Below are 21114 nucleotides of genomic sequence, written 5' to 3'. Positions count from 1 at the left end.
GGGGCGAAGGCCTGCAGCCGAGAGGGTACAACAATCCGCCGCCCGGAACCGACCGAGGAATGCCGGGATCAGCCGGTTTCGGGGACCCGGATGAGGCGGAATCGACCCGCTTCCAGGGCCTCGCCGAGCGCGAGGGGATTGATCGCTCCGGATCCTTCTGCCGGCCAGGCGCCGAAGCCGCAGTTGCGGCCCGCATCCTTGGCCCGATAGAGCAGCAGGTCGGCCGCCTTGAGCGCGGGCTCCCAGACCTCCTGCCCGGAATCGAGCTGCAGGCCCCGGATCGGCGCGAAGCCCAGGCTGGCCGTGACCGAGATGTGCTCACCTGTCTCGTTGCGAATCTCCAGCCCGTCGATGCCGCTGCGCAGCGCTTCGGCCAGGCTTTCGGTGGCGGCATCCGTGGCCTCGGGCAGGAACAGCGCGAATTCCTCGCCGCCCCAGCGGCCGCACAGGGCACCGTGGGCGTCGGCCAGGTCGTCGATCAGGGCGCTGACTTCCAGCAGGACCTGGTCACCGACGTCATGACCGTAGCGATCGTTGATGGACTTGAAGTGGTCCAGGTCGAGCAGCAACAACGCGCCGCGCTGGACCGTCTCGCCCTGGCTCTGCATCTGCAGGGTCAGGAAACGGCGGTTGGCCAGGCCCGTGAGCGGGTCGGTCCGGCTGATCCGGAGCAGGCGTTGCTGGTTGGCGCGCTGCCAGATCGACAGGCCGATGGCCGCGATCACGACGGCAATCAGCGCCGTCCAGGCGACGCGCCGCCGGAAGGACTCTTCGGCGAGGCGGAGCTCGCGGAGTTCGGCGGCTTGCCGGAGTTCATCGAGCTCTCGGGCCTGCTGCTGCATGCCCAGCCGGGCCTCGAGGGTGTTCAGGCGCGAGCGCTGGCTGGTCTCCAGCAGCCCCTGCTTGCGTTCGGCGAATTCCCGGTGCAGGGCCAGCGCTTCTTCGTACTGGCCGCCTTGCTCCAGGATATCGACCAGCAGCGACAGGGCGTCGAGAACGCTGCGCTCGTACTGGATCTGTCGGGCCAGATCCAGCGCTTCGCGTCCGTAGCGTTCGGCAAGCTCCAGCTTGCCGCGGTCGAGGGCGAGCTCGGCCTGATCCTTGCGCAGGACGCTCAACTCTCCCGGGTTGTCGAACTGCTGATGCAGGGCCTCGGCCCGGGCCATCATGTCATCGGACCGTTCCGTCTCCCCCAGCTTGCCCAGGGCAAAGCCCAGCATGCTCATCGCGGAGGCCTGGCGCGGCGCTTCTCTTGGATCGCTCATGGCCGGGATCAGCCATTCCAGATGCTCGATGGCGTCGCCATAGCGCCCATCGAGCATCAGGGCGCGGGCCAGGTTGAAGCGCACGGGCACCAGGCGACCGGGCTCGGTGCCGTCGGCTTCGGCCATGGCGAGCAGGCGCTCGAAGTGTGCGATCGCGGCATCGAACTGGCCGGCTTCGGTCAGGTAGATCGCGATATTGCCGAGGATCGGGGGTAGCACTTCCACCAGGGCTTCTGCCTCGGCCAGCTGCTGAGCACGCTCGACCGTCTCGAGCGCGCTGATTCCATCGCCCCCCCGGAAGTGCAGTTGGGACAGGCGGATCAACAGGCCGACGCGATCATCCGCGCTGCCGTCCTGCCCGGCCAGTGCTTCGATTTCCAGGGTCAGCTCGCGGGCCTCGTCGAGGCGGCCGAGCTGGATCTGTGACCAGGCGCGGCAGGCCAGCAGCAGACCCCGTTGTGCAGCCGAGCGCGGCGCATCCAGGCTCAGCCCGTGCTCGACGATGCGCAGCGCGCCTTCGGGATCGGCGTACTCCATCATTTCGCAGCGCTCGATCGATCCCTCGACGGTCTCCGGGAGCGGCTCGGGCGTCGGCGAAGCCTGCAGGGCAATCAGTGTTGCGATGAGGAAGGCATGCATGGGATCGGCGCTGGCTGCGAAGGGGTCGCCTCCTATTGGACCACAAATGGGTCTCCGGGGCCGAGCGTGGTGGGTGAATGAAAAAGGCGGGGCGCACCATCGAAGGGGTGCGCCCCGCTCGGGCGACTGCGCCGGGGCCGGGCGTCAGTCGTCGTCGATCGTGATCGAGGCATCCTGGCCGGAAAAGTCGATGTTCCAGCCATCGAAAGCCTTGCCGCTGGCGAGCAGTCGACCCACGGCCGCTGCGTTCAGTTCGCCATGCATGTTGGCGAGGACCAGGGTGTCGTCATCATCGCGCAGCAGGAGGACCATGCCTTCGACGAATTCGGCGCTCTCGATCATGAACAGATCGATGAAGGTGTCGTCGGACTCGATCTTCATGGCCTGGCTCCAGCCATCCCGATTGAGCTGAGCGATGGCGTCCTGGATGCCGGGTTCCACGCCGCTCGTATCGACGTCCTCGAACACCATCAGTCGCAGGCCGCTGACCCCGCGCAGGATGTCCGACAGGTCGGGGTTGGATTCGCTCATGCTCTCGGCGAAGCCGCTCATCATGGCGGTGCCGAAGTTGATGTTGACCTTGGGGCTGAGGTCGCCGCTCAGGGCCGCGATATCGAACTGCCCGGCGCTCGAGCCCTGGGCCATGGCGACGCCGCTGCCGAGCAGGGTGCAGAGGGTCAGGGTGCGGATGATCTTGTTCATGGGGTTCTCCTTTGAGGGGTTTCGGGTTATTGCCGTTCTTGCATAGAGGTCTGGATCCGGTCCCGGAGTCGGTCGAGATAGGACGGGAATTCGAAATCGAGGTCCAGGCGGAATCCGGGCGCTTCCAGATGCGGTCGGACTTCGCGTTCGGTCACTTCGGCGACGCGGCGACCGCTGCGGTCCAGGGTGGCGAGCGCGAGCTGAAGCTCGGCCCAGTCACCGGCGGAAACGCGCGCATCGCTCGGGAGCGGAGCGCCTTCCTGTCGATCGAGGACCAGTGCCACGGTCACGCTCAGGACGACGGCGGCGGCCAGGGCCATCCAGCCCAGCGGCGCTCGGCGGCGCGAGCTCGAGGCCATCACCCGGGCTCGCAGCTCACTCGGTAGTGCGGGTGTGTCCAGCTGGGCCAGTTCCTGCCGGAGGCAGTAGTCGGCGACCAGTTCGGGCGACCCACCGAGGTCCTGACCCGACTGGATTCGCTCCTCGGCGGCCAGGTCCCTGAAGGTCAGTGGGTCAGCGCCGCGACGCGCTTGCGATCGATCAGGCGACTTGTTCATGACAGGTCTCCTCTAGCTGCCGGCGCAGCGCGCGCCGGGCACGGAAGGTGTAGACCTTGACCTGGTTCTCGGTCAGGTCGAGGGTGGTGGCGACCGTGGACACGTCCACGTCCTGGATGTCACGCAGCACGATCAGCGATCGTCCCGGTTCGGGCAGAGACGCAATCGCCCGGTGCAATTCACGGGCGCGCTCGCCCTGTTGACTGAGTGTGTCGGGATCGCCGTGGTCGACGTGCCGCTCGAGTTCGCGATCCACGGCCTGGACCTGCCGCCGCAATCCGGCCTGTCGCTGATCGCGTCGAATCCGGTCGAGACAGGCATTGCGGGTGCAGGTCAGCAACCAGCCAAGCTCGGCGTCCTTCTTCAGCCGGGGCAGCTCATCCCAGAGCTTGATCAGGGTGTCCTGGACGACGTCCTCGGCTTCGTGGACCGATGGCAACATCATGCGCGCCAGCTGCAGCAGCCGCCCACCGTGTCGATCCACCAGAGTTTCGAATCGTCGTCTCATGCCCCTGATACGTTTCAGGTGATTCAGGGTTACAGATTGAGGTGGGGTTTTTTTCGGGGCTAGTGCCAGAGGTTGGGGGTGTTGGGCTGGCGCCCGGGTTCTGCTCGCAGGCTGCGCCTGCTTTGCTTTGTTTTGCAGGCTGGCGCCTGCCCCGCTTTGCGGGAAGGTCAAAGTCAAAGGCGTTCCGTCCCCTTCGGGGCCGGGTTCCTTTTGGCAGTCGTCCCAAAAGGAACCAAAAGGACTGTTGCCCGCGGTATCGCCCAGCGCGGAAAGCTGCGCTGGGTCCCCTGTGCTTCTCGGCCGTGGCGGGCGCCGCCGAACTCGCTTCGGTCACTTCGTTCCCTACGCTCAGACATCGCGGCGGCGCTTTTCCCGCCCCGTCCTGCGATGCTCGGCGCCACCGAGGGCAGGGAAAGGCTGGGACGGGCCATTGCTCCGCTCGGCCCGACTGCTGGAGCGAGCAAAGTGCAGATGAAAGCGAATGGACAGTTTGCGCGAAGCGCAAGAAGTCCTTGAGCGTCACCGTCCGCACGTGATGCTCGGTGTGCTTTTGCTTTTGATCTTGCATTAGCCGTTGGAGTCGCCGAGAAGCGCAGGGCCGAGCGGACAAAGAAGTTCCGCTGTCTGACCGCAGCGCAGCGGAGGGAGTTAAGGAACTTCCCGCTCGGACCGAGCATCGCAGGGGACCGGGCGAAGCCCGGCGACTTCATGGGCGTCAGAACTTTTGGTTTCTTTTGGTTCGTTTGCCAAAAGAAACCCGCCCTCAGCGAAGCGGGGCGGAAGCCTTTGAATCTCCGCGAAGCGGGGGAAGCGCCAGCTTGCAAAGGAGGCGATGCAGGCGCCAGCCGGCGGGCACAATCGGGCAGGCGCACGGCGTCGCAATTTTCTATGATGAGCATTCTTTATGAAGACTCGTTTGGAGAATCTGATGAGCAGTTTGTACAAGACCTTGTGGGTGATGCTGGCGGCTTTGATGCTGGCGGCCTGTCAGCCGGCGGCGGAGCCGGAGTCGGGTGGAGCGGTCGAGGGTGAGGAGGCGGTGGCGGTGGAATCGTCGAGCGAGGCGCCGGTGGTCGAGGTGGAAACGTCCTCCGAGCGGCTCGCGGCCGTCCTGGCGGATCAGGTCGAGGCGATGCGGGAGCGTTACGATCAGCGCCATCCGCAGGAGACCCTGGAGTTCTTCGGGATCGAGCCGGGGATGACGGTGATGGAAGCCCTGCCGGGCGGCGGCTGGTATTCGCGCATTCTTCGGCCCTACCTGGGTTCCGAGGGGCGTTTGATCGGTGCCAACTATCCGATTCGCCTGTTCCAGCAGTTCGACTTCGCGACGCCGGAATTCCTCGAGAGCATTGCCAACTGGCCCGAGACCTTCCCGGAGCAGGCCGCCGGCTGGTGCGAGGGTGACTGCGCGCCGGTCAGCGCGTTCTGGATCGGAGACATGCCGACGACGATGGTGGAAACGGCCGATGCGGTGCTGTTCATTCGCGCCCTGCACAACATGGCCCGGTTCCAGAAGGCCGGTATCGAGGACTTTCTCGATCAGGCCATGACGAACGCCTTCGACGTGCTCAAGCCGGGTGGGGTGATGGGTGTGGTTCAGCACGAGGCGGACGAGTCGATGTCGGATGACTGGGCCAGTGGTGAGGCCGGGTATCTGAAGCGCAGCTTCGTGATCGCGGCGGCCGAGGCCGCGGGCTTCGAGCTGGAAGCGGCCAGCGACATCAACGCCAACCCGGCCGATCAGCCGAGCGAGTCGGACGTGGTCTGGCGCCTGCCGCCCAGCCTCGGCACGACCGAGGAAGGCAGCGAGGAGCGGGCCGCGATGGAGGCGATCGGTGAGTCCAACCGCATGACCCTGCGCTTCCGCAAGCCGGTCAGCGTTTTCTGACCGAGGATCGACCCGGTCGCGCTGCGACCTTTTTGTCGCCTCATCCGTCCTGACGATACGGGACCGCTCTCCACCGGGGAGCGGTCCCGATCATTTCTGAATAGAGGACAACGGATGAACAAGTTCTGGATCGCCTGCGGGTTCAGCAGCGCACTCTTGCTCAATACCCTTCCCGTCGCTTCCGTTCTGGCCTGTGAGGCCGAACGGCTGCCCGAGGCCGTTCGCTCCGGGCCGATCGTGGAGCAGGTGCCGGAGGCCACCTGGTATCGGAGTGGGCGGGATTGGATCGCCGCGCCCGATGCCTGTCAGGCAGCGATGGTGGTCGAGGAGCTGGCCGCCGCGCGTGCCGCTTTCGAGGACTACTTCGGGCCGGTGGCGAGCGCGGGCGCGGTGATCGATGTGCGCTGGGCCGGCGAGGTGGCCGGCCTGCGCTCGGTCGGGCTGGATTGGGTGTTGCCCTGGCGATTCGAGGCGGGTGCGAGCGCGGGGGTGGATGAGGCCCTGGTCGCCTCGATCCGAGCGCAGATCGAATCGCAACTGCAGAGCGCCGGGGCGCCGTCCGATTCGGCTCGGGTCGATGCGCTCGTCGCTCGGGCGCTCGAACAGCTGGGCGATCGGGCGGGCGCGTCCGGCGCCGACGCCTCCGACGAAGCGTCGAGCGCGCTGGAGCCCAAGGCCATCCGGCACGAGCTGGCGCACCTGTTGTTTCTTCGTGAGGTCTGGCCGTCGACCCGGGGACGTGGCGAGCAGTACGGCGGCGATGCACCGGACTGGCTGGATGAGACGGCCGCCGTGCTGGCCGAGAGCCCGTCGATGACCGAGAGCCGCCGGGCCAGTTTCAGGGCGATGGCCGAACGGGGCGAACTGATCGCGCTGGAACGCTACCTGAGCATGGTTCATCCGGTGTTTGCCGGGCAGGATTTCCAGGCCCTGATGCAGGCCGCGCGAGACAAGGCGGCGCAGGGCGAGGCCGCCGTGCTCAGCGCCTCGCTCGATCCCGAGCAGGGCGTCGAGGCGCGCCGCTTCTATGCACAGACTCGGGGCTGGGTGGACTATCTGCTGGCGCGCAGCGAACAACCGCGAGTGTTCGCTGATCTGACCCGGGCACTTCGTGATGGACAGGGCTTCGAGGCCTGGTTGCAGGCCTCGGCGGCGCGCTATGCCCTGCCGGTGACCCTGCCTGCGCTGGAGCGGGATTTTCTCGGCTGGGCAGCGTCGCAGTAGGGAGCGATGTTCAGGTGAAGATGGCCTGGCAGAACGCTCGCCAGGCCTCGTTGTCACCCAGCGGACGGACCAGCAGGGCGCTGGCATTGCCGATCAGGGCCAGGATCAGGGCCGGGTGCGCCTTGCGCAGGCGAATCATGATCCCGAGCAACAGGGCCATCACGGCCCAGCCGGTCCAGGTGACGATGTCGACGAGGGTCAGCTCCCCGATGCCGACGGTGAACAGCAGAGCAAAGGCGATGAAGCGCGCCAGGCCCGGCAACAGGACCCAGAACACGGTCGAGATCATCCACATCGCGTGGTCCTCGACCTGGCGGACCTTCAGCATCGCCATGATCAGGCTGATCGCGAAGCCGCTGATCGCGACGAGGTCGAACAGGGTCACGCCGTAGAGGAAGGTCGGCGGCGCGACCGGGCTGGAGTCGCCGCTGACCGCGCCCTCGATGTTGAAGGGCAGGACGGCCAGGGCCGTGCCGATCACCATGCCGCCGACGATCAGTCCGATCAGACCGTTGCGCCGATGCTGGCGGAGCCGCCCATGGGTGGCGAGCCAGGGCTGCATCACCAGCAGGACCATCCACAGGGTGGCCGACATGCCGTGCATGTGCTGAAACCAGGTCGCCTCGCCCAGTCGCAGGAAATAGCCGGGCGTGAAGCCGAGCAGGGTCACGAGCAGGGCCGCGCCCAACCAGAGATGGGCCAGGCGGAAAGGCAGGCTGCGCGGAGCGGCCGTTTCAGGCGTGGATGACATGCTGAGGATTCTCCCTTGTCGTACGTCCCTCGGGCCACCGAAACGGCAGGCCGGTCACCATACTGCCCGACTGGCGCCGGCCGCGCCAGTCGGGCTCGGCGGCCCTCACTCGAGCACGGTCATGCCGATCAGATGTCTCGCCATCAGGGCCGGCGCGCGCATCGTCTGCTCGTTGGCCAGCACCACGATGACCCAGCCGTCCGGCTGTTCGACGATGTCGAGATTGGCGCTGATGCCGACGAAGCCGCCGGAGTGGCCGAAGAGCGCGCCTTCGGGATGCAGCTCGAAGCCGTAGCCGTAGTGCGGCGATTGGAGCTCGGGTCTGGCGCTGGTCAGGACCTCGGCCATGGCCTTCGAGACCAGGGTGCCGTCGGTCAGGGCCGTGGCAAAGCGGAACAGATCGCCCACGGTCGAATAGCAGCCGCCGGCCGGACCGCCCTTGACGACGTGCTCGTAGAGGTTGTTGATGACTTCAACGCCGTCGATGGACCACTCCTGGCTGTAGCCGACCGCCAGATTCCGGTTCACTCGGTCGAGCTCGAAGCAGCCCGAGGCACTCATGCCTGCCGGACCCAGGACGTGTTCGGCCAGGTAGTCGTCATAGTTCTGGCCGCTGGCGATCTCGATGACCCGGCCCAGCACCATCATGCCGGTGTTGGAGTAGGCCCAGTCGGTGCCGGGCTCGAAGGCCAGGGTCTGGTCGGCGGACAGGGCGAGAAAATCGTCGATGCTGCGCATGGAGCCACGCGCGCGCTGCCGATACTCCTCGGTGAAGTAGTTGCCCAGACCGGAGCTGTGGGTCAGCAGATGTTCGATGCGGATCTTCTCGGCGCTGGCGCGATCGGGGTAGTCGATGAATTTCGAGAGCGGGTCGTCGAAGGCCAGCGCGCCGCGCTCGACCAGCTGGGCAATCGCCACGGCGGTCCAGGTCTTGTTCAGCGAGCCCAGATTGAAGCGCGTGTCGACCTCGTTGGCCGCGCCGAAGTCGCGGTTGGCCAGGCCCCAGGCCTGCTGTCCCAGGATCTCGCCGTGGCGCGCGATCAGCACGGCGCCCGAGAACAGCTCGGCGTCGGACAGGCCGTCGACATAGTTCAGCCAGCGCTCGGCGATGTCGGCATCGCCCAGGTTCTCATCGAGTGCGGGAAAGGGTGCTCGAGCGAGGCGAATCGATTCGATCCGATGCGGCGCCTCGCCTTCGACGTCAACGATCAGTCGCCAGCGCTCTCGGCTGACCGGTTGATGGGTGATGACTTCGATGTGGTGCGGCTGCTGATCGACGATGTCGACCACCTCCATGCCGCCGCGATGGTGCCAGTCCATGAAGCTTCCGATGCGTCGGTTCAATGGCAGGCGCTCGGCGTAGGCGGGCGTGTAGTGTTCGCGAATGTAGCTGGCGACCGAAGACGGCGAAGCGTTGGCCATCAGGCTGGTCAACTCCTGCAGTCGCTGTGCCGCCGGCGTGTCCGGCAGATTCTCGCTGGCCAGGTTGGCCTGCGAGAAGAGGAGGGCGAGCAGTGGGATCAGGGCGCGCATCGGCGGCTCCTTTTTGCTTGTGTGTTCTTGAAGGACGTCTGCGGTTCCCGAAGGGTCGCAGGGCGAGCATGCTCGTTCAGGGTAAACCCGAGGCCATGTCGCGTTGAACGACGATGTAGGGGCCTGGTCCTGGTGCCGCTAGGCACCGGATCATCACTGTGTGCATAATTGAATCCGCCGCCGCTGCGGTGGCAGACCCTGAACTCAAACCTCAGAGAGGGACGACATGGCTGGAAAATTCGAGATCTACAAGGACAAGGCCGGCGAGTTCCGCTTTCGCCTGAAGGCCGGGAACGGTCAGAACATTCTTGGCAGCGAGGGCTACAAGACCCGCGCCAGCTGCATGAACGGCGTGGAGTCGGTCAAGAAGAACTCGCAGATCGAAGCGCGCTTCGAGTGCCACGAGACCGCCTCGGGCAAGTGGACCTTCCGCCTGAAAGCGAGCAATGGCCAGACCATCGGGACCAGCCAGACCTACAGTTCCGAGTCGGGATGCCGCAACGGCATGAAGAGCGTGGCCACGTCTTCGGTCGACGCCAAGGTCGACGATCAGACCGCCTGATCCATGCCCATATCGAGGGCGCTGCCGGACGGCAGGCGCCCTCGCTTCACCCGGAATCTCCACCATGGCCGAGCTGGATGACCTGGTCGAGTACCCGCCCTTCGAGCGGCATCGCCGGGAACTCGCCGAGCAGGCTCGAGCCCGCCGCCTCCGACTGCTGATCGCGCTGCCTTCGAGCATCGCGCTCGTTTTCCTGTTGTTTCAGATCAGTTCGCCCCTGGGGCTCTTCGCGCTTCTCATCGCCGTCGCCGTGCTGTTCTTTCTGGCCCTGCCCGGTAGCTCATCGGTCGACGCCGGTGAGTTGTCCGGTATCGAAGGCGAGCTGGCCGTGCTCAAGCAGTTGAAGGGCCTGCCCGATGAGTACTGGCTGATGAACCGGGTGAAGCTGCCCGACGAAACCCTGACCAACGGCCAGCGCGAACTGGACTTTGTCGTCGGCGGGCCGACAGGCCTCTGGGTGATCGAGGTCAAGAATACCCCCGGGGTGATCCACGTCCAGCCCGATCAGCCGCATTGGCCGATGGTGCGCCGGGCCGGCTGCGGCTCCTCGCCCTCCTGGAACGCCACTCGCAGCCCCTTGCCCCAGGTTCGCGCGCAGGTCGAGTCCCTGTCGCGCTGGCTGCTTCGTCATGGCCTGGATGTGCGGCCTCGTGCAGCGGTGGTTTTCGCGCATCCCCAGACCGCCCTGGAAGGCGCGGAGCACTCCAGTATTCCGGTGCTGTTGCGTGACCGCATCGCGCCGGTCGTGAGTGAAGCCGGGCCGCAAGCTCTTCCCCCCGGTGTCCGGCAAGAATTGCGCGAGCTTCGAAGCAACGGGATCGTGCCGCATGTAAAGTATGCTTGACATAATGTAAAGCAGGCTTTACATTGTTTGCTCCACTGAGAAACGGAGCCGTCCATGTCATCCATCAGCTTCTACGAGAAAAGCGCCTGGGGCACCCTGCTGGCACTGAGCGTGCTGGGCGCGTTCTATTTTCGGGCCGTCTACGGTCTATGGGAGGCCGATGCCCTGGTCGCGCCCGCAGTGACGGGCCTGGCCATCGGATTCACGATCGTCCAGGTCATTGTCCTGGTGGTCTTCCATACGCTCATCGCGATCATCGACCGTCCGGGTGACGAGGACGAGCGCGACCGCCTGATCGCCTGGCGAGCCGGCAGCCTGTCCGGCCTGATCCTTGGCCTCGGTGTCTTCAGCGTGATCTTCATGATGCTCGCCGGTGCCTGGCTGAATCGCCCGGTCCTGCTGTCGCCGATGGTGGTCGTCAACCTGCTGCTCGCCGCGCTGCTGCTCGCCGAGCTGGTCGATCTGGCCGCGCGCATCGTCTTCTACCGGCGCGGCGTCTGAGATGGGCGGGCGAATATCCAACCGCGTCCGCGACCTGCGGGATGCCCACGACCGGATGACCCAGCAGGCCCTGGCCGATCAGGTCGGCGTGTCCCGCCAGACCATCAATGCCATCGAAACCGGCAAATACCAGCCGTCGCTGGAAGTGGCCTTGAAGATCGCACGGGCTTTCGATCAGGCGGTGGAGGCGGTGTTCCGACTGGAGGATTGAGCCCGTGCCTGGCCGTTCCGGGACGGCCCGGGCCATCCAATGGCGCGATCAGCCCGAACGCCGCCCCGCGTAGGCCGTCCCCACGTGGCCGACGGTCCGAGATTTCAGCTGCCTGCATCGCCCCGATGCAATGCCTGGCCCCCTCGATGCCGCATCGGTCCTTGCTGGAGAGTGCGTTCGGAACGGTTGCGAGGCCTCGATCGAGTCGATGCATTGATGGGGCCTTGAGTGCCAGAAGTCGACGCTGTCGGGCGTCTGCGGCGTTCTGCGGCAATGCAGTAATAATGTTATATTCTGCATTGGTGCAGCAACAAGCATCCGCCATTCACCACAACGAGTCCAGGTCATGGAAACAGCACAGCGTCGGAATTCGCAACGGAAGGCGGTGGCCGTATCGGATGTCGTCGACGCCAGCGGTGCCATTGCAACGGCTCTGAACATTCTTGATCAATGGGCTTTGAGTCGGGAGCAGCAATGCGCGATGCTCGGTATCGCCGAGCGCTCCTGGTATCAGTGGCGGCGCCAGGCGCCCAGGCGAGTGTCGGGCGATACGCTGGAGCGAGTCTCCTACATCCTTGGCATCTGGAAAGCCCTGCGGCAGTTGTTTCCCAGCCATGAGGCCTACAAGCGCTGGCCCCATCTCGAGAATTCGGCCCCACCCTTCGGTGGACAAGCCCCGATCAAGCGGATGGCCTCGGGCCGGGTGGGGGATCTCTATGTCGTTCGCAATTGGCTGGATGGCTGGCGCGGCTGGTGACCAAGGCAGCATTCATCCATACGGTCGAGCGCTGGGAACGTGCGATTCGCATCATCCCGAGCTGCTACCCGCCGATCGGGCTGTTCGAAGACGTGGCCCGGCCGGAAGACCTCGAATCGGTCTTTGCCGTCGAGGCCATGACCAATGATCGCCTGCAACAGGAGGTGGGTCGCCTCGATCTGGTTCCGCCCGACGAGCGAATCAGTGGTCCCGGCACCTCGCCGATCATGGCGGCGTTCACCCACCCGAACACCGAAGGTTCACGGTTTTCGCCCGGTACCTACGGCGTCTATTACGCGGCCAATGACGAAGCCACCGCCGTGGCGGAAACCCGGCATCACCGCGAGCGGCTCTATCGCTATCAGGACGTCGGTCCGCAGCGGATCCAGATGCGTGCCTACTGCGGCAGGATCGAAGGCGAGTGGGTCGACCTGCGTGGCCAGCAGGCGAGCCGAGCCGAGCTCTACGATCCTGCCGATTACCGCGCCAGCCAGGTCTTCGGCGCCGAGCGCCGCGACGAAGGCTGCTGGGGCATCGTCTATGACAGCGTGCGCCGACCCGAGGGGCAATGCCTTGCGGTGTTTCGGCCACGGGCCTGTCGTCCCGTGGCCCAGGGTGCTCACTACGAGTATTTCTACGACGGCCATGAGATTACCCACGTCGCTCGCCTCACCGAGATCCACCCATAGCCGTCATCCAGGCTCGGTCGGCCCGCTTCGGACTGGCTCGCGACCCCGTGCTATGGTCTGCGAAGAGCCAGGCGACCGCTGGAAATCAGACGGCGAGCCAGCGACCAGTACCCTACCGGCCCCGGCCGGCAAAGCGCGGTGATGGTGGACAGCCGGCCACCCGCCTGGCTCCTTCTCTTTTTGAAACGCGATTTCTATCGCACCCGTGAGCCGCATGGCGCCGGACCGATGGAGATGGCCTCAACCGGTTGACGTCGGATTGACGGAGATGGATCGGGTATGGTTCTCAGGCGTACCGCCCATCGAAGCCGCCCGTAGGTCGGGCCCACGCGCCCGACGGACCATGCCGGAAACGTTCTCCATTACGACCCTTGGCGCATTGCCTCTTACCGCAACACCAGCCGCGACACGGCTCGTGCCTCCACCGCCTCCCGACTGAACGGCACCACCCAGGGACGCCCGTCGAGAAAATCCTCGAGCTGGTCGTCGAAGTGCGGGCTCAGGGGGTGGCCGGACTGGCCCAGGGTCAGGTTGAGGGTGAAGTCGTCGGGCTCGGCCCAGTCCATGACGAAGCGCATCGAGGCGCCGCCGCGGGCGTCGAGGGTCTGATCGATCTCGTCGAAGGCGTGGTAGGTGACGTTGAGCGCGCCGGGGCCGGAGCCGACGGGCAAGGGGCCGCGGCTCAAGTCCAGCCAGGCGTCGAGGGGCGCGGAGACCGCCAGCGGGTGGCGGAGGGTCAGGGTCTGGATCTCGCCCAGGGGCCGGATGCCGAAATCCAGCACGTCCCGGAGCGCCTGGCGACCGGCGGTCTCGCGATCCAGGCCGTGCAGGGCGAACTGCTCGGGCGGGTGCTGCAACCAGTCATCGAGGAGGGTGCGGCCGTGGCGCCAGTCGTCCAGGGGGCCGTTCTCGAACAGGCGATGCGACAGGCGTTGCCACCAGTGCGCGAACAGGCCGGCCAGACGTGAGTCGGGCGCCATCTCGCCATCCCAGCTCGACAAGGCACGGGCCAGCTCGAGCTCGCCCTCGGCGGCCGCCAGTTCGGCCAGCCAGGGGGCCCAGACCCGGGCGCGCTCGGAAACGCGGTCCATCTGCATGGCGTGCATGTCCTGACGGTCGAAGCTCGCCTTGGAGCTCAACCAGGCGACGGCGCGACGCATCCGCAGGTGCTTGTAGTAGCCGGGCATCGGCCAGGGCGTGTCGATTGCGGCGTGGTTGTTGGCGTTGGCCAGCCAGCCCTGCTCGGGATCGAGGGCGTGGGGGCGGTCCATCGGCTCGACGAAGCCGGCCCAGTGATGGCTCGGGTCCGCCCCGTCGAGGCTGGTGTAGAAGTGATCGTGCTGGCGGCGCGGGATCGGCGTGGACTGCACGTAGCCGATGTGGCCGCGGGCATCGGAATAGCTCCAGTTGACCGACAGGGCGCCCATGTCCGCAGCGGCGCGACGGAAGTCATCGAATTTCTCGGCGCGGTTGATCGCCAGGCCATGCTCGATCAGGTTCTCCAGCGGCAGCCGGAAACCGGCCCAGTGCAGGACCTCGACCCGGCCGTCCTCGAGGTGACTGGCGGGGCCGAGTTCGGTCCACAGCTGGGCCTCGACGATGGGGTCGTCCTGGCCGCGCGCCCGAAAGGATTCGCGCCGCTCGATCAGCTCGATCGGGCCCTCCGGGCCGAGCAGATGACTCGGCCGTTCAGGGTCGAGCTCGAAGTGATAGATCTCGAACAGATCGACCGGCGCCACGGTGAAGGCGAAGGCGATGCGGCCGTTGTGGCCCATGGCGACGAAGGGCAGGCCGGGGGCGGTCACGCCGACCACATCCAGGTTCTCGTTCGAGTGCAGGCCGGCGGCATACCAGAGCCCGGGAGCCAGCGTGTAGTCGAGGTGCGGGTCGGAGGCGTGCAGGGCGGCGCCGCTGTCGGATCGCTCCGGTGCGACGACCCAGGTGTTGGAGGCTTCGGTCATGCGCGAGGCGGGCACCGACGGCACGCCCCAGCGCGGCAGCTCGTCGAGCCAGTCGCTGGCCTCCGGGCCGAAGGCCTCGGCCGTGGCCCGCCAGGCCTCGGCCAGGCGTTGGACCAGGGTGCCCGGATACCAGGTCTGGTAGTAGGCCAGCGTCAGCACGTCGTCGCGGGTCCAGGGCTCGGGGTCGATGCCGGTCAGCAGAAAGCCCGGCGGCAGGGCCTGGTCGGATTCCAGGCGCGCGTTGATGCCGGCCACGTAGGCCTCGAGCAGGGACTCGGTGTCCGGGCTGAGCGGGATGCGTTCTTCGGCCACTCGACGGGCGAAGCCGTAGCGGCGGTGCAGACGATCACTGTCCAGGCCCGAGGCGCCGATCATTTCGGCGATGCGGCCCGAGGCGACCCGCCGCAGCAGCTCCATCTGGAAGCCCCGCTCGGCCGCATGCAGCCAGCCGAGGGCGTGCAGGGCATCGGCATCCTGCTCGGCATATACGCGCGGAATGCCGCGAGCGTCGAACAGGATCTCGACGGGACGGTCAAGGCCGGGCAGGTCGAGCTCGCCGTGCATCGGCATGAGGCTGCCGGCCAGGTAGCTGCGGCCGCCGAACCAGATCGCCGCCAACAGGGCGGCGAAGGTGAGGACCGAGTAGAGGAAGATGCGCTTGAAGTCCATGGCCTTTCTCGCTCGGCTTGTCGATCGGGTTCAGGGAGCGCGCCGGCCGGGGCCGGCGCGCGCTGCTCAGTCGAGGGGGCCCTCGAAGCGGTCCGCGAAGATCGCGTCGCTGGCCACCGGGCAGATGTCACCCCAGATGCAGTCGACCCACTCGGGGTGGTCGACGAAGGGGTTGCGGTTGCCCTGGAACAGGAACACGATTTCGTTGCGGTCCATTTCCTTCTGGTCGACCGGGTCCTGGGCATGCCAGACCTTCAGGACGTCGAGGAGGCCCATGTAGGCCAGGCCGCCGGCGGTGTTCTGGATCTGATTGCGGTCATTGGTCAGCTCCAGATCGGGCTCGACGAAGCCGGTGCTGCCGTGGCTGCCGCCCTCGTAGCGGATGGCCATGTAGAACATGGTGCGGGCCACGTCACCGCGGCGGTCTTCCCAGGTTTCCCAGCTGCCCTGGTTGCCGTCGGTGCTGATGGTGAACCAGTTCGAATCGCCCGGGTAGCCGCCGCCCATGCCGCCGACGCCGTCGTTGAACACGGTCACGCGCTCGGTGCAGTCGGCGTTCTGGGACGGGTCACAGGAGGCGAAGGGCTTGTTGCCGCGATCGGAGTTGTAGTTGATGTTCGACAGGCGCAGATTGTGCGCGTCGGTGGCCGCGTTGTTCAGCGGCGTGCCCGTGTCGCCCAGGCCGATCGAGCGCGGCCAGGTGTGCTCGCGGTTGTAGAAGCTGTTACCGCCGCCCTGCTTGGGATAGGTCTCGTTCTCGTACAGGGCGAGGATCCGGCTCGGATCGTTCGGGTCCTCGTCGGCCAGCTCGAGAATGTCCCAGGTGTCGGTCGTTCCTGCCGAGTACGGGTACCAGAGGTGATCGTCGATCGTCTCGTGCAGGGTCAGGCGCAGGCTGGCCGCCGAGCTCGGATCCACGTTGGCGTAGTAGTCCCCGATCGGGCAGCCGTTGTTCGCCAGACCCGGGGTCGGCTGGACGATGGCATAGGTGCTCGTGCGACGGGGGCCGCCGGAGCCGTTCGGGCAGCGCTGCAGGGACACGGCCGAGGCGGTGCCGTCGGCGTCTTCGTCGACCTGCGGCTCGCCCGGCTCGAGCAGGGCCAGCAGGCCGGCCACGTCGGCCTGGCCGGAATCGTAGACCACGGCATCGATCACGGCAGTGGTCGCCAGCGGGGTGCCGTTCGGGTAGTCGCTGGCATCGCCGATGACCAGGGCGACGGCCGCCGCGCCATCGTCGAGGGCGACGGGCAGGGCGACATCGGGCGTGGTGTTGGCGCCACCGGCCACGAAGTAGCCGCCGGCCGAGGTGCTCAGGCCGTCCAGATCGATGGCCGCGTAGCTCTGCAGGCTGGCGTCGTAGAACACCAGGGCCAGGCCGCTCAGGTTCGTCTGGCCGACGCCGCCGTCGAACAGCTCCAGGAACTCTTCGGAGGCCGCGTCGACGGCGTTGATCTCGTTGATCAGCACGCTCGGACCCGGCGGGTTCACGTCGCCGCCCGGCGCCGTGCCCGGCGTCGGCGCACCGGCGCCCCAGGTCAGGCGGAAGGGTTCGGAGCTTTCGTCATCGCCTTCGATGCCGTTGCCGCCGCTGGCGACCTCGCTGCCTTCGCTCAGGTCCACGCGCTGCCAGCTTGCGCCGTCGGCGTGGGCGTTCAGGTCGATCACGGCCTGCTGGGCGATGGCCGTATCGGGCAGGTAGCTCGAAGCCACGGCATCACCGTCCGGGCCGTCGATCGACACGCCGGTCTTGTCGACCGCTTCGACCTTGTCGCCCCAGAGGGCGTAATCGAGGTCGGCGACCAGATCGGTCTGACCGTCCCAGTAATAAAGCACCAGGACTTCGCCGTTGTTGAAGCCGTCGGACAGGTCGCCCTGGCCGTTGATCGAGCCGACGAAGGCTTCGCGCATGTCCGGGATGCCGTCGGCGGCGCCGTCCTCGTAGAGCTCGTAGGTCGGGCTCAGTCCGTAGGCGGTCTCGAAGGCGGTCGAGCCGGCCAGGGCAACGGTCTGGCGCTCGCCGGCGGCGATGCTGGCACCGGCCGGGAAGCGGGCGTGGAAGTCGCCGAAGCCGCCGCCACCGCCGGCGCCCTGGACGATCTGGTAGTAGTACACGCTGCCGTTGGAGAAGGTGGCGTCGGTGAGATAGACATCGCTCAGGTCGATGCTGTCGGCGCTGGTGTTGATGATCTCGACGAACTCCGCCGTGCCCGGGGAGACGACGATCTCGGAGAGCAGCAGGCCGATCGGCTGGCCGCTGCCGGCGCCCGGGTCGATGGTGACATCGGCGCTGGTCAGCGTGTCGGCGTTGGGGTTGCCGGCGCCGTCGACCACGGCCGCGGCGTTGACGGTCAGGGACAGGGTGCCGGCGCCGCCGATGCCTTCGACGGTGACCGTGTAGCTGCTGGCACTGTTGGGCGTGAAGACCACGCCGGTCGTGGTGGTGCCGCTGGTGTTGACGGTCACATCGGAGAGATCGACGAAGTCGCTGACGTCTTCGGAGAACAGTACGCTGAAGGCGATCGAGGTGGCCGGTGTCGGACCAAGGGTAGAGGGCGTGACCGAAAGGATCGTCGGCGGGGTGGTGTCGGCGCCGCAGGTGGCGGTGTGGCTGCCCAGGCCATCGAAAGTATCGTTCGGGAACCCGTCCCATTCCACGGCCGGGTCGAAGGCATCGGCACCATTCGAGTCCGGCGTGCAGACGCCGGTCTTGCGGCGAAGCGTGTTGTTCTGGGTCGAGGTGTCGCCCGTGCCCCACTCGCTGCCCGGATCGACGCCGATCTGGCCGATGATGTCGACGGGAGCCCCGTCGCAGAAGAACTCGACCGCGTCGTCACCGTTGAAGCTCAGGGTGCCGAGCGTATCGGGGGTGATCGGCAGAATCGCGCCCGTGTCTGCGACGACGTGAACGTCGCCCACGGCAATCGTGCCGCTCAGGGGAACGGTCCAACCGACGCTGAGGCTGCCGTTCTGATAACCGCGAAGTTCGCAGCTGGCAGCCGCCAGATCAAAGGCGGCCGGGCCTTCGTTGTAGAGCTCGATGGCCTTGTTGACGGCAGAGCCTTCGACATACTCGGAAATGAAGACCAGGGATCCGCCGCAGTTGTTCGTGTGGCTGCCCAGGTCATCGAAGGTGTCGATCGGGAAGCCGGTCCATTCCAGCGCCGGGTCGAAGGCATCCGCGCCGTTGGCGTCGGGCGTGCAGACGTCGGGCAGGCGGCGGATCGTGTTGTTCTGGGTCGATGTGTCCCCGGTGCCCCATTCGCTGCCCGGATCGACGCCGATCTGGCCGATGACGTCCACGGACGCCCCGTCGCAGAAGAACTCGACCGCATCGTCGCCGTTGAAGTCGACGCTGCCGGTCGCATCGGGAGTGATCGGCAGGAGGGCACCGCTATTGGCGATGACATAGGTGCCGCCGGCCGGCACGCTGCCGCTCAGGGGCACGGTCCAGCCAACGCTGACGCTTCCGTTCTGATAGCCCCGCAGTTCGCAGTTGGCTGCGCCCAGGTCGAAGGCCGCCGAATCGGTGTTGTAGAGCTCGATCGCCTTGTTCAGAGACGAGCCCTCGACGTATTCGGAGATGAACACGACCGCCTGCAGCGGCGCGGTCAGAACGAGCAGGAGTAGGGCGGTGGAGAGACGCAGCATCGATCGGAATCCGGGCAAAAAAGGAGCGGAATTATAGCAAGACGCGGATTGCAACCGGATTACAGCGGCCGGCCGGGCGAAGGCGGGCCGCCTGCCTGCGGTCGCCCTGTTCGGCCACCAGGGTGCGCATCCACCAAGCCACGGCGGCGAATGGGTCTACGAATCCGAACGACCGGATCGCCGTGGCGACCTGATCGATGCCCTGAAGCGCTATGGGGTGCGGGTCCGGGAGCCTGGGCAGTTGCCGTGGGTTGGAGGGTGGGGGAGGCGGCGAGGGATGCCGCCGGCTGACGGGACAGGACTCCGATCGGCTGGGACGGTGCTTGTCGGTTCACGGGAGCTGGCTGCCCGCGGCCTGTCTCCTGCCATTCCCGACCGCTGCAGCGAGGACCTGGTGCTCGTGCCGGTCGGATGGATGCTGTGGTCTCGGTGCCTGCCGCCGCGATTCCTGTCCCGCCAGCCGGCAGCATCCCTCCCCGCTGAGGGTTGGGGGCGAGGATCTGTCACTCCGGGTCATTCGGTCGTACCCGCTTCTCGATGTCGACTGGAGCGCACGGTTCCAGGCTCTTCTTGTCGGTCTGGAATGCGGGGTGGGGGAGGCGGCGAGGGATGCCGCCGGCTGACGGGACAGGACTCCGATCGGCTGGGACGGTGCTTGTCGGTTCACGGGAGCTGGCTGCCCGCGGCCTGTCTCCTGCCATTCCCGACCGCTGCAGCGAGGACCTGGTGCTCGTGCCGGTCGGATGGATGCTGTGGTCTCGGTGCCTGCCGCCGCGATTCCTGTCCCGCCAGCCGGCAGCGTCCCTCCCCGCTGAGGGTTGGGGGCGAGGATCTGTCACTCCGGGTCATTCGGTCATACCCGCTTCTCGATGTCGACTGGAGCGCACGGTTCCAGACTCTTCTTGTCGGTCTGGAATGCGGGGTGGGGGAGGCGGCGAGGGATGCCGCCGGCTGACGGGACAGGACTCCGATCGGCTGGGACGGTGCTTGTCGGTTCACGGGAGCTGGCTGCCCGCGGCCTGTCTCCTGCCATTCCCGACCGCTGCAGCGAGGACCTGGTGCTCGTGCCGGTCGGATGGATGCTGTGGTCTCGGTGCCTGCCGCCGCGATTCCTGTCCCGCCAGCCGGCAGCACCCCTCCCCGCTGAGGGTTGGGGGGATCGTTGAGGGGTGGGACCCGCTGCCAGGTGTCAGCAACGGGTACGGGCCTTCATTCCTTCCCTTCCAGCTTGTCCTGGTTGCGGGTCTCGAAGTCGCTGGGGTCGTGGCGCTCCAGCAGCTGCATGGAGGGCTCGCCGAAGACCGAATTGACCATGCGTCCGCGCCGGGTGGCGGGGCGGGCGTCAATGGCCTTCGCCCAGCGCTGGACGTGCTCGTAGTCCTCGACCTGGAGGAATTCGGCGGCTTCGTAGAGACGGCCCAGAGCCAGCTGGCCGTACCAGGGCCAGATGGCCATGTCGGCGATCGTGTAGTCCTTGCCTGCCATGAACTCGTGTTCTGACAGGTGCTGGTTCAGAACGTCGAGCTGGCGCTTGGCTTCCATGGAGAAGCGGTCGATGGCGTACTTGATCTTGATCGGTGCGTAGGCGTAGAAATGGCCGAAACCACCGCCGAGGTAGGGCGCCGAGCCCATCTGCCAGAACAGCCAGTTCATGCATTCGGTGCGCGAGCGTCGATCGGTCGGCAGGAAGGCGTCGAACTTCTCGGCCAGATACAGCAGGATCGAGCCGGACTCGAAGACGCGCAGGGGCGGGTCCATGCTGTGGTCGACCATGGCCGGAATCTTGGAGTTGGGGTTGGCGGCGACGAAGCCCGAGCCGAACTGCTCGCCCTTGCCGATGCGGATCAGCCAGGCATCGTACTCCGCGTCGGAGAAACCGGCGTCGAGCAGCTCCTCGAACAGCATCGTGACCTTGACGCCGTTCGGCGTGGCCAGGGAATAGAGCTGGTGCGGGTGCTTGCCGACGGGCAGTTCCTGCTCGTGGGTGGCGCCGGCGGTGGGTCGATTGATCTCGGCAAACTTGCCGCCATTGTCCTTCTCCCATTGCCAGACCTTCGGTGGCGTGTAGTCCTGCTCGCTCATTGCTGCATTCCTGTTCGGTTTGACCTGATGATAAGAGGACCGGCGTCATCGCTCCATCCTTGCAATCCGGGTCAGGGACATTGAAACCGTCATGCTTACGGCGGCACACTGTCGCCTGACCAG

Annotated in this window: 17 protein-coding genes; 8 read left to right on the top strand and 9 right to left on the bottom strand. The window is 66.5% G+C overall.

The window, feature by feature from the left end:
- Positions 1 to 68: 68 nt before the first annotated feature.
- The 4 genes from WM2015_RS13360 to WM2015_RS13345 all read right to left on the bottom strand — a co-directional run bounded on the left by WM2015_RS13360 (position 69) and on the right by WM2015_RS13345 (position 3671).
- A complete protein-coding gene (locus WM2015_RS13360; RefSeq protein WP_049726515.1) occupies positions 69 to 1904 on the bottom strand; it encodes a diguanylate cyclase domain-containing protein in 1836 nt (611 codons plus the stop codon).
- Between the two features lie 144 nt (positions 1905 to 2048).
- The gene (locus tag WM2015_RS13355) at positions 2049 to 2606 is read right to left on the bottom strand and encodes a DUF4252 domain-containing protein (protein WP_049726514.1); all 558 of its coding nucleotides are present in this window, start codon (positions 2604 to 2606) and stop codon (positions 2049 to 2051) included.
- 26 nt (positions 2607 to 2632) lie between these two features.
- Complete coding sequence (locus WM2015_RS13350; protein WP_049726513.1) at positions 2633 to 3163, bottom strand: hypothetical protein; 531 nt, start codon at positions 3161 to 3163, stop codon at positions 2633 to 2635.
- Positions 3147 to 3671 carry an RNA polymerase sigma factor gene (locus WM2015_RS13345; RefSeq protein ID WP_049726512.1) on the bottom strand — a complete coding sequence of 175 codons (525 nt, stop codon included), beginning with the start codon at positions 3669 to 3671 and terminating at the stop codon, positions 3147 to 3149. Before WM2015_RS13345 ends, WM2015_RS13350 begins: the two co-directional genes overlap by 17 nt.
- A gap of 928 nt (positions 3672 to 4599) precedes the next feature.
- Here WM2015_RS13345 and WM2015_RS13340 point away from each other — a divergent pair.
- Entirely contained in the window at positions 4600 to 5559 is a 960-nt protein-coding gene (locus WM2015_RS13340; RefSeq protein ID WP_082169924.1) for a class I SAM-dependent methyltransferase, read from the top strand.
- A gap of 114 nt (positions 5560 to 5673) precedes the next feature.
- A complete protein-coding gene (locus WM2015_RS13335) occupies positions 5674 to 6783 on the top strand; it encodes a hypothetical protein (protein WP_049726510.1) in 1110 nt (369 codons plus the stop codon).
- A 10-nt stretch (positions 6784 to 6793) separates the two neighbouring features.
- Here WM2015_RS13335 and WM2015_RS13330 read toward each other — a convergent pair whose 3' ends face one another.
- Positions 6794 to 7534 (bottom strand): hypothetical protein, encoded by a 741-nt coding sequence (locus WM2015_RS13330; protein ID WP_049726509.1) that lies wholly within the window; start codon positions 7532 to 7534, stop codon positions 6794 to 6796.
- Between the two features lie 105 nt (positions 7535 to 7639).
- Positions 7640 to 9067, bottom strand: a complete 1428-nt coding sequence (locus WM2015_RS13325) for a serine hydrolase domain-containing protein (RefSeq protein WP_049726508.1) — start codon at positions 9065 to 9067, stop codon at positions 7640 to 7642.
- Positions 9068 to 9293: 226 nt separating this feature from the next.
- Here WM2015_RS13325 and WM2015_RS13320 point away from each other — a divergent pair, with 226 nt between their 5' ends.
- The 6 genes from WM2015_RS13320 to WM2015_RS13295 all read left to right on the top strand — a co-directional run bounded on the left by WM2015_RS13320 (position 9294) and on the right by WM2015_RS13295 (position 12631).
- Entirely contained in the window at positions 9294 to 9629 is a 336-nt protein-coding gene (locus WM2015_RS13320; RefSeq protein ID WP_049726507.1) for a YegP family protein, read from the top strand.
- 64 nt (positions 9630 to 9693) lie between these two features.
- On the top strand, positions 9694 to 10473 hold the full coding sequence (locus tag WM2015_RS13315) for a nuclease-related domain-containing protein (RefSeq protein ID WP_049726506.1): 780 nt from the start codon (positions 9694 to 9696) through the stop codon (positions 10471 to 10473).
- 54 nt (positions 10474 to 10527) lie between these two features.
- Positions 10528 to 10974, top strand: a complete 447-nt coding sequence (locus WM2015_RS13310; protein ID WP_049726505.1) for a hypothetical protein — start codon at positions 10528 to 10530, stop codon at positions 10972 to 10974.
- A 1-nt stretch (position 10975) separates the two neighbouring features.
- The gene (locus WM2015_RS13305; protein WP_049726504.1) at positions 10976 to 11185 is read left to right on the top strand and encodes a helix-turn-helix transcriptional regulator; all 210 of its coding nucleotides are present in this window, start codon (positions 10976 to 10978) and stop codon (positions 11183 to 11185) included.
- A 346-nt stretch (positions 11186 to 11531) separates the two neighbouring features.
- Positions 11532 to 11942 (top strand): antitoxin Xre-like helix-turn-helix domain-containing protein, encoded by a 411-nt coding sequence (locus WM2015_RS13300; RefSeq protein ID WP_082169748.1) that lies wholly within the window; start codon positions 11532 to 11534, stop codon positions 11940 to 11942.
- Positions 11939 to 12631, top strand: a complete 693-nt coding sequence (locus tag WM2015_RS13295) for an RES family NAD+ phosphorylase (protein WP_245609774.1) — start codon at positions 11939 to 11941, stop codon at positions 12629 to 12631. Before WM2015_RS13300 ends, WM2015_RS13295 begins: the two co-directional genes overlap by 4 nt.
- Positions 12632 to 13017: 386 nt before the next feature.
- Here WM2015_RS13295 and WM2015_RS13290 read toward each other — a convergent pair whose 3' ends face one another.
- From WM2015_RS13290 to yghU, 3 genes are all read right to left on the bottom strand, one after another.
- On the bottom strand, positions 13018 to 15261 hold the full coding sequence (locus WM2015_RS13290) for a penicillin acylase family protein (RefSeq protein WP_049726502.1): 2244 nt from the start codon (positions 15259 to 15261) through the stop codon (positions 13018 to 13020).
- 66 nt (positions 15262 to 15327) lie between these two features.
- On the bottom strand, positions 15328 to 18909 hold the full coding sequence (locus tag WM2015_RS13285; protein ID WP_049726501.1) for a lamin tail domain-containing protein: 3582 nt from the start codon (positions 18907 to 18909) through the stop codon (positions 15328 to 15330).
- Positions 18910 to 20118: 1209 nt separating this feature from the next.
- Complete coding sequence (gene yghU, locus WM2015_RS13280; protein ID WP_049726500.1) at positions 20119 to 20991, bottom strand: glutathione-dependent disulfide-bond oxidoreductase; 873 nt, start codon at positions 20989 to 20991, stop codon at positions 20119 to 20121.
- Between the last annotated feature and the right edge of the window lie 123 nt (positions 20992 to 21114).

The organism is Wenzhouxiangella marina (assembly GCF_001187785.1).
Classification (GTDB): Bacteria; Pseudomonadota; Gammaproteobacteria; order Xanthomonadales; family Wenzhouxiangellaceae; genus Wenzhouxiangella; species Wenzhouxiangella marina.
The sequence above is the reverse complement of the archived record's forward strand: the minus strand, read 5'-3'. Positions and strand labels throughout refer to the sequence as shown.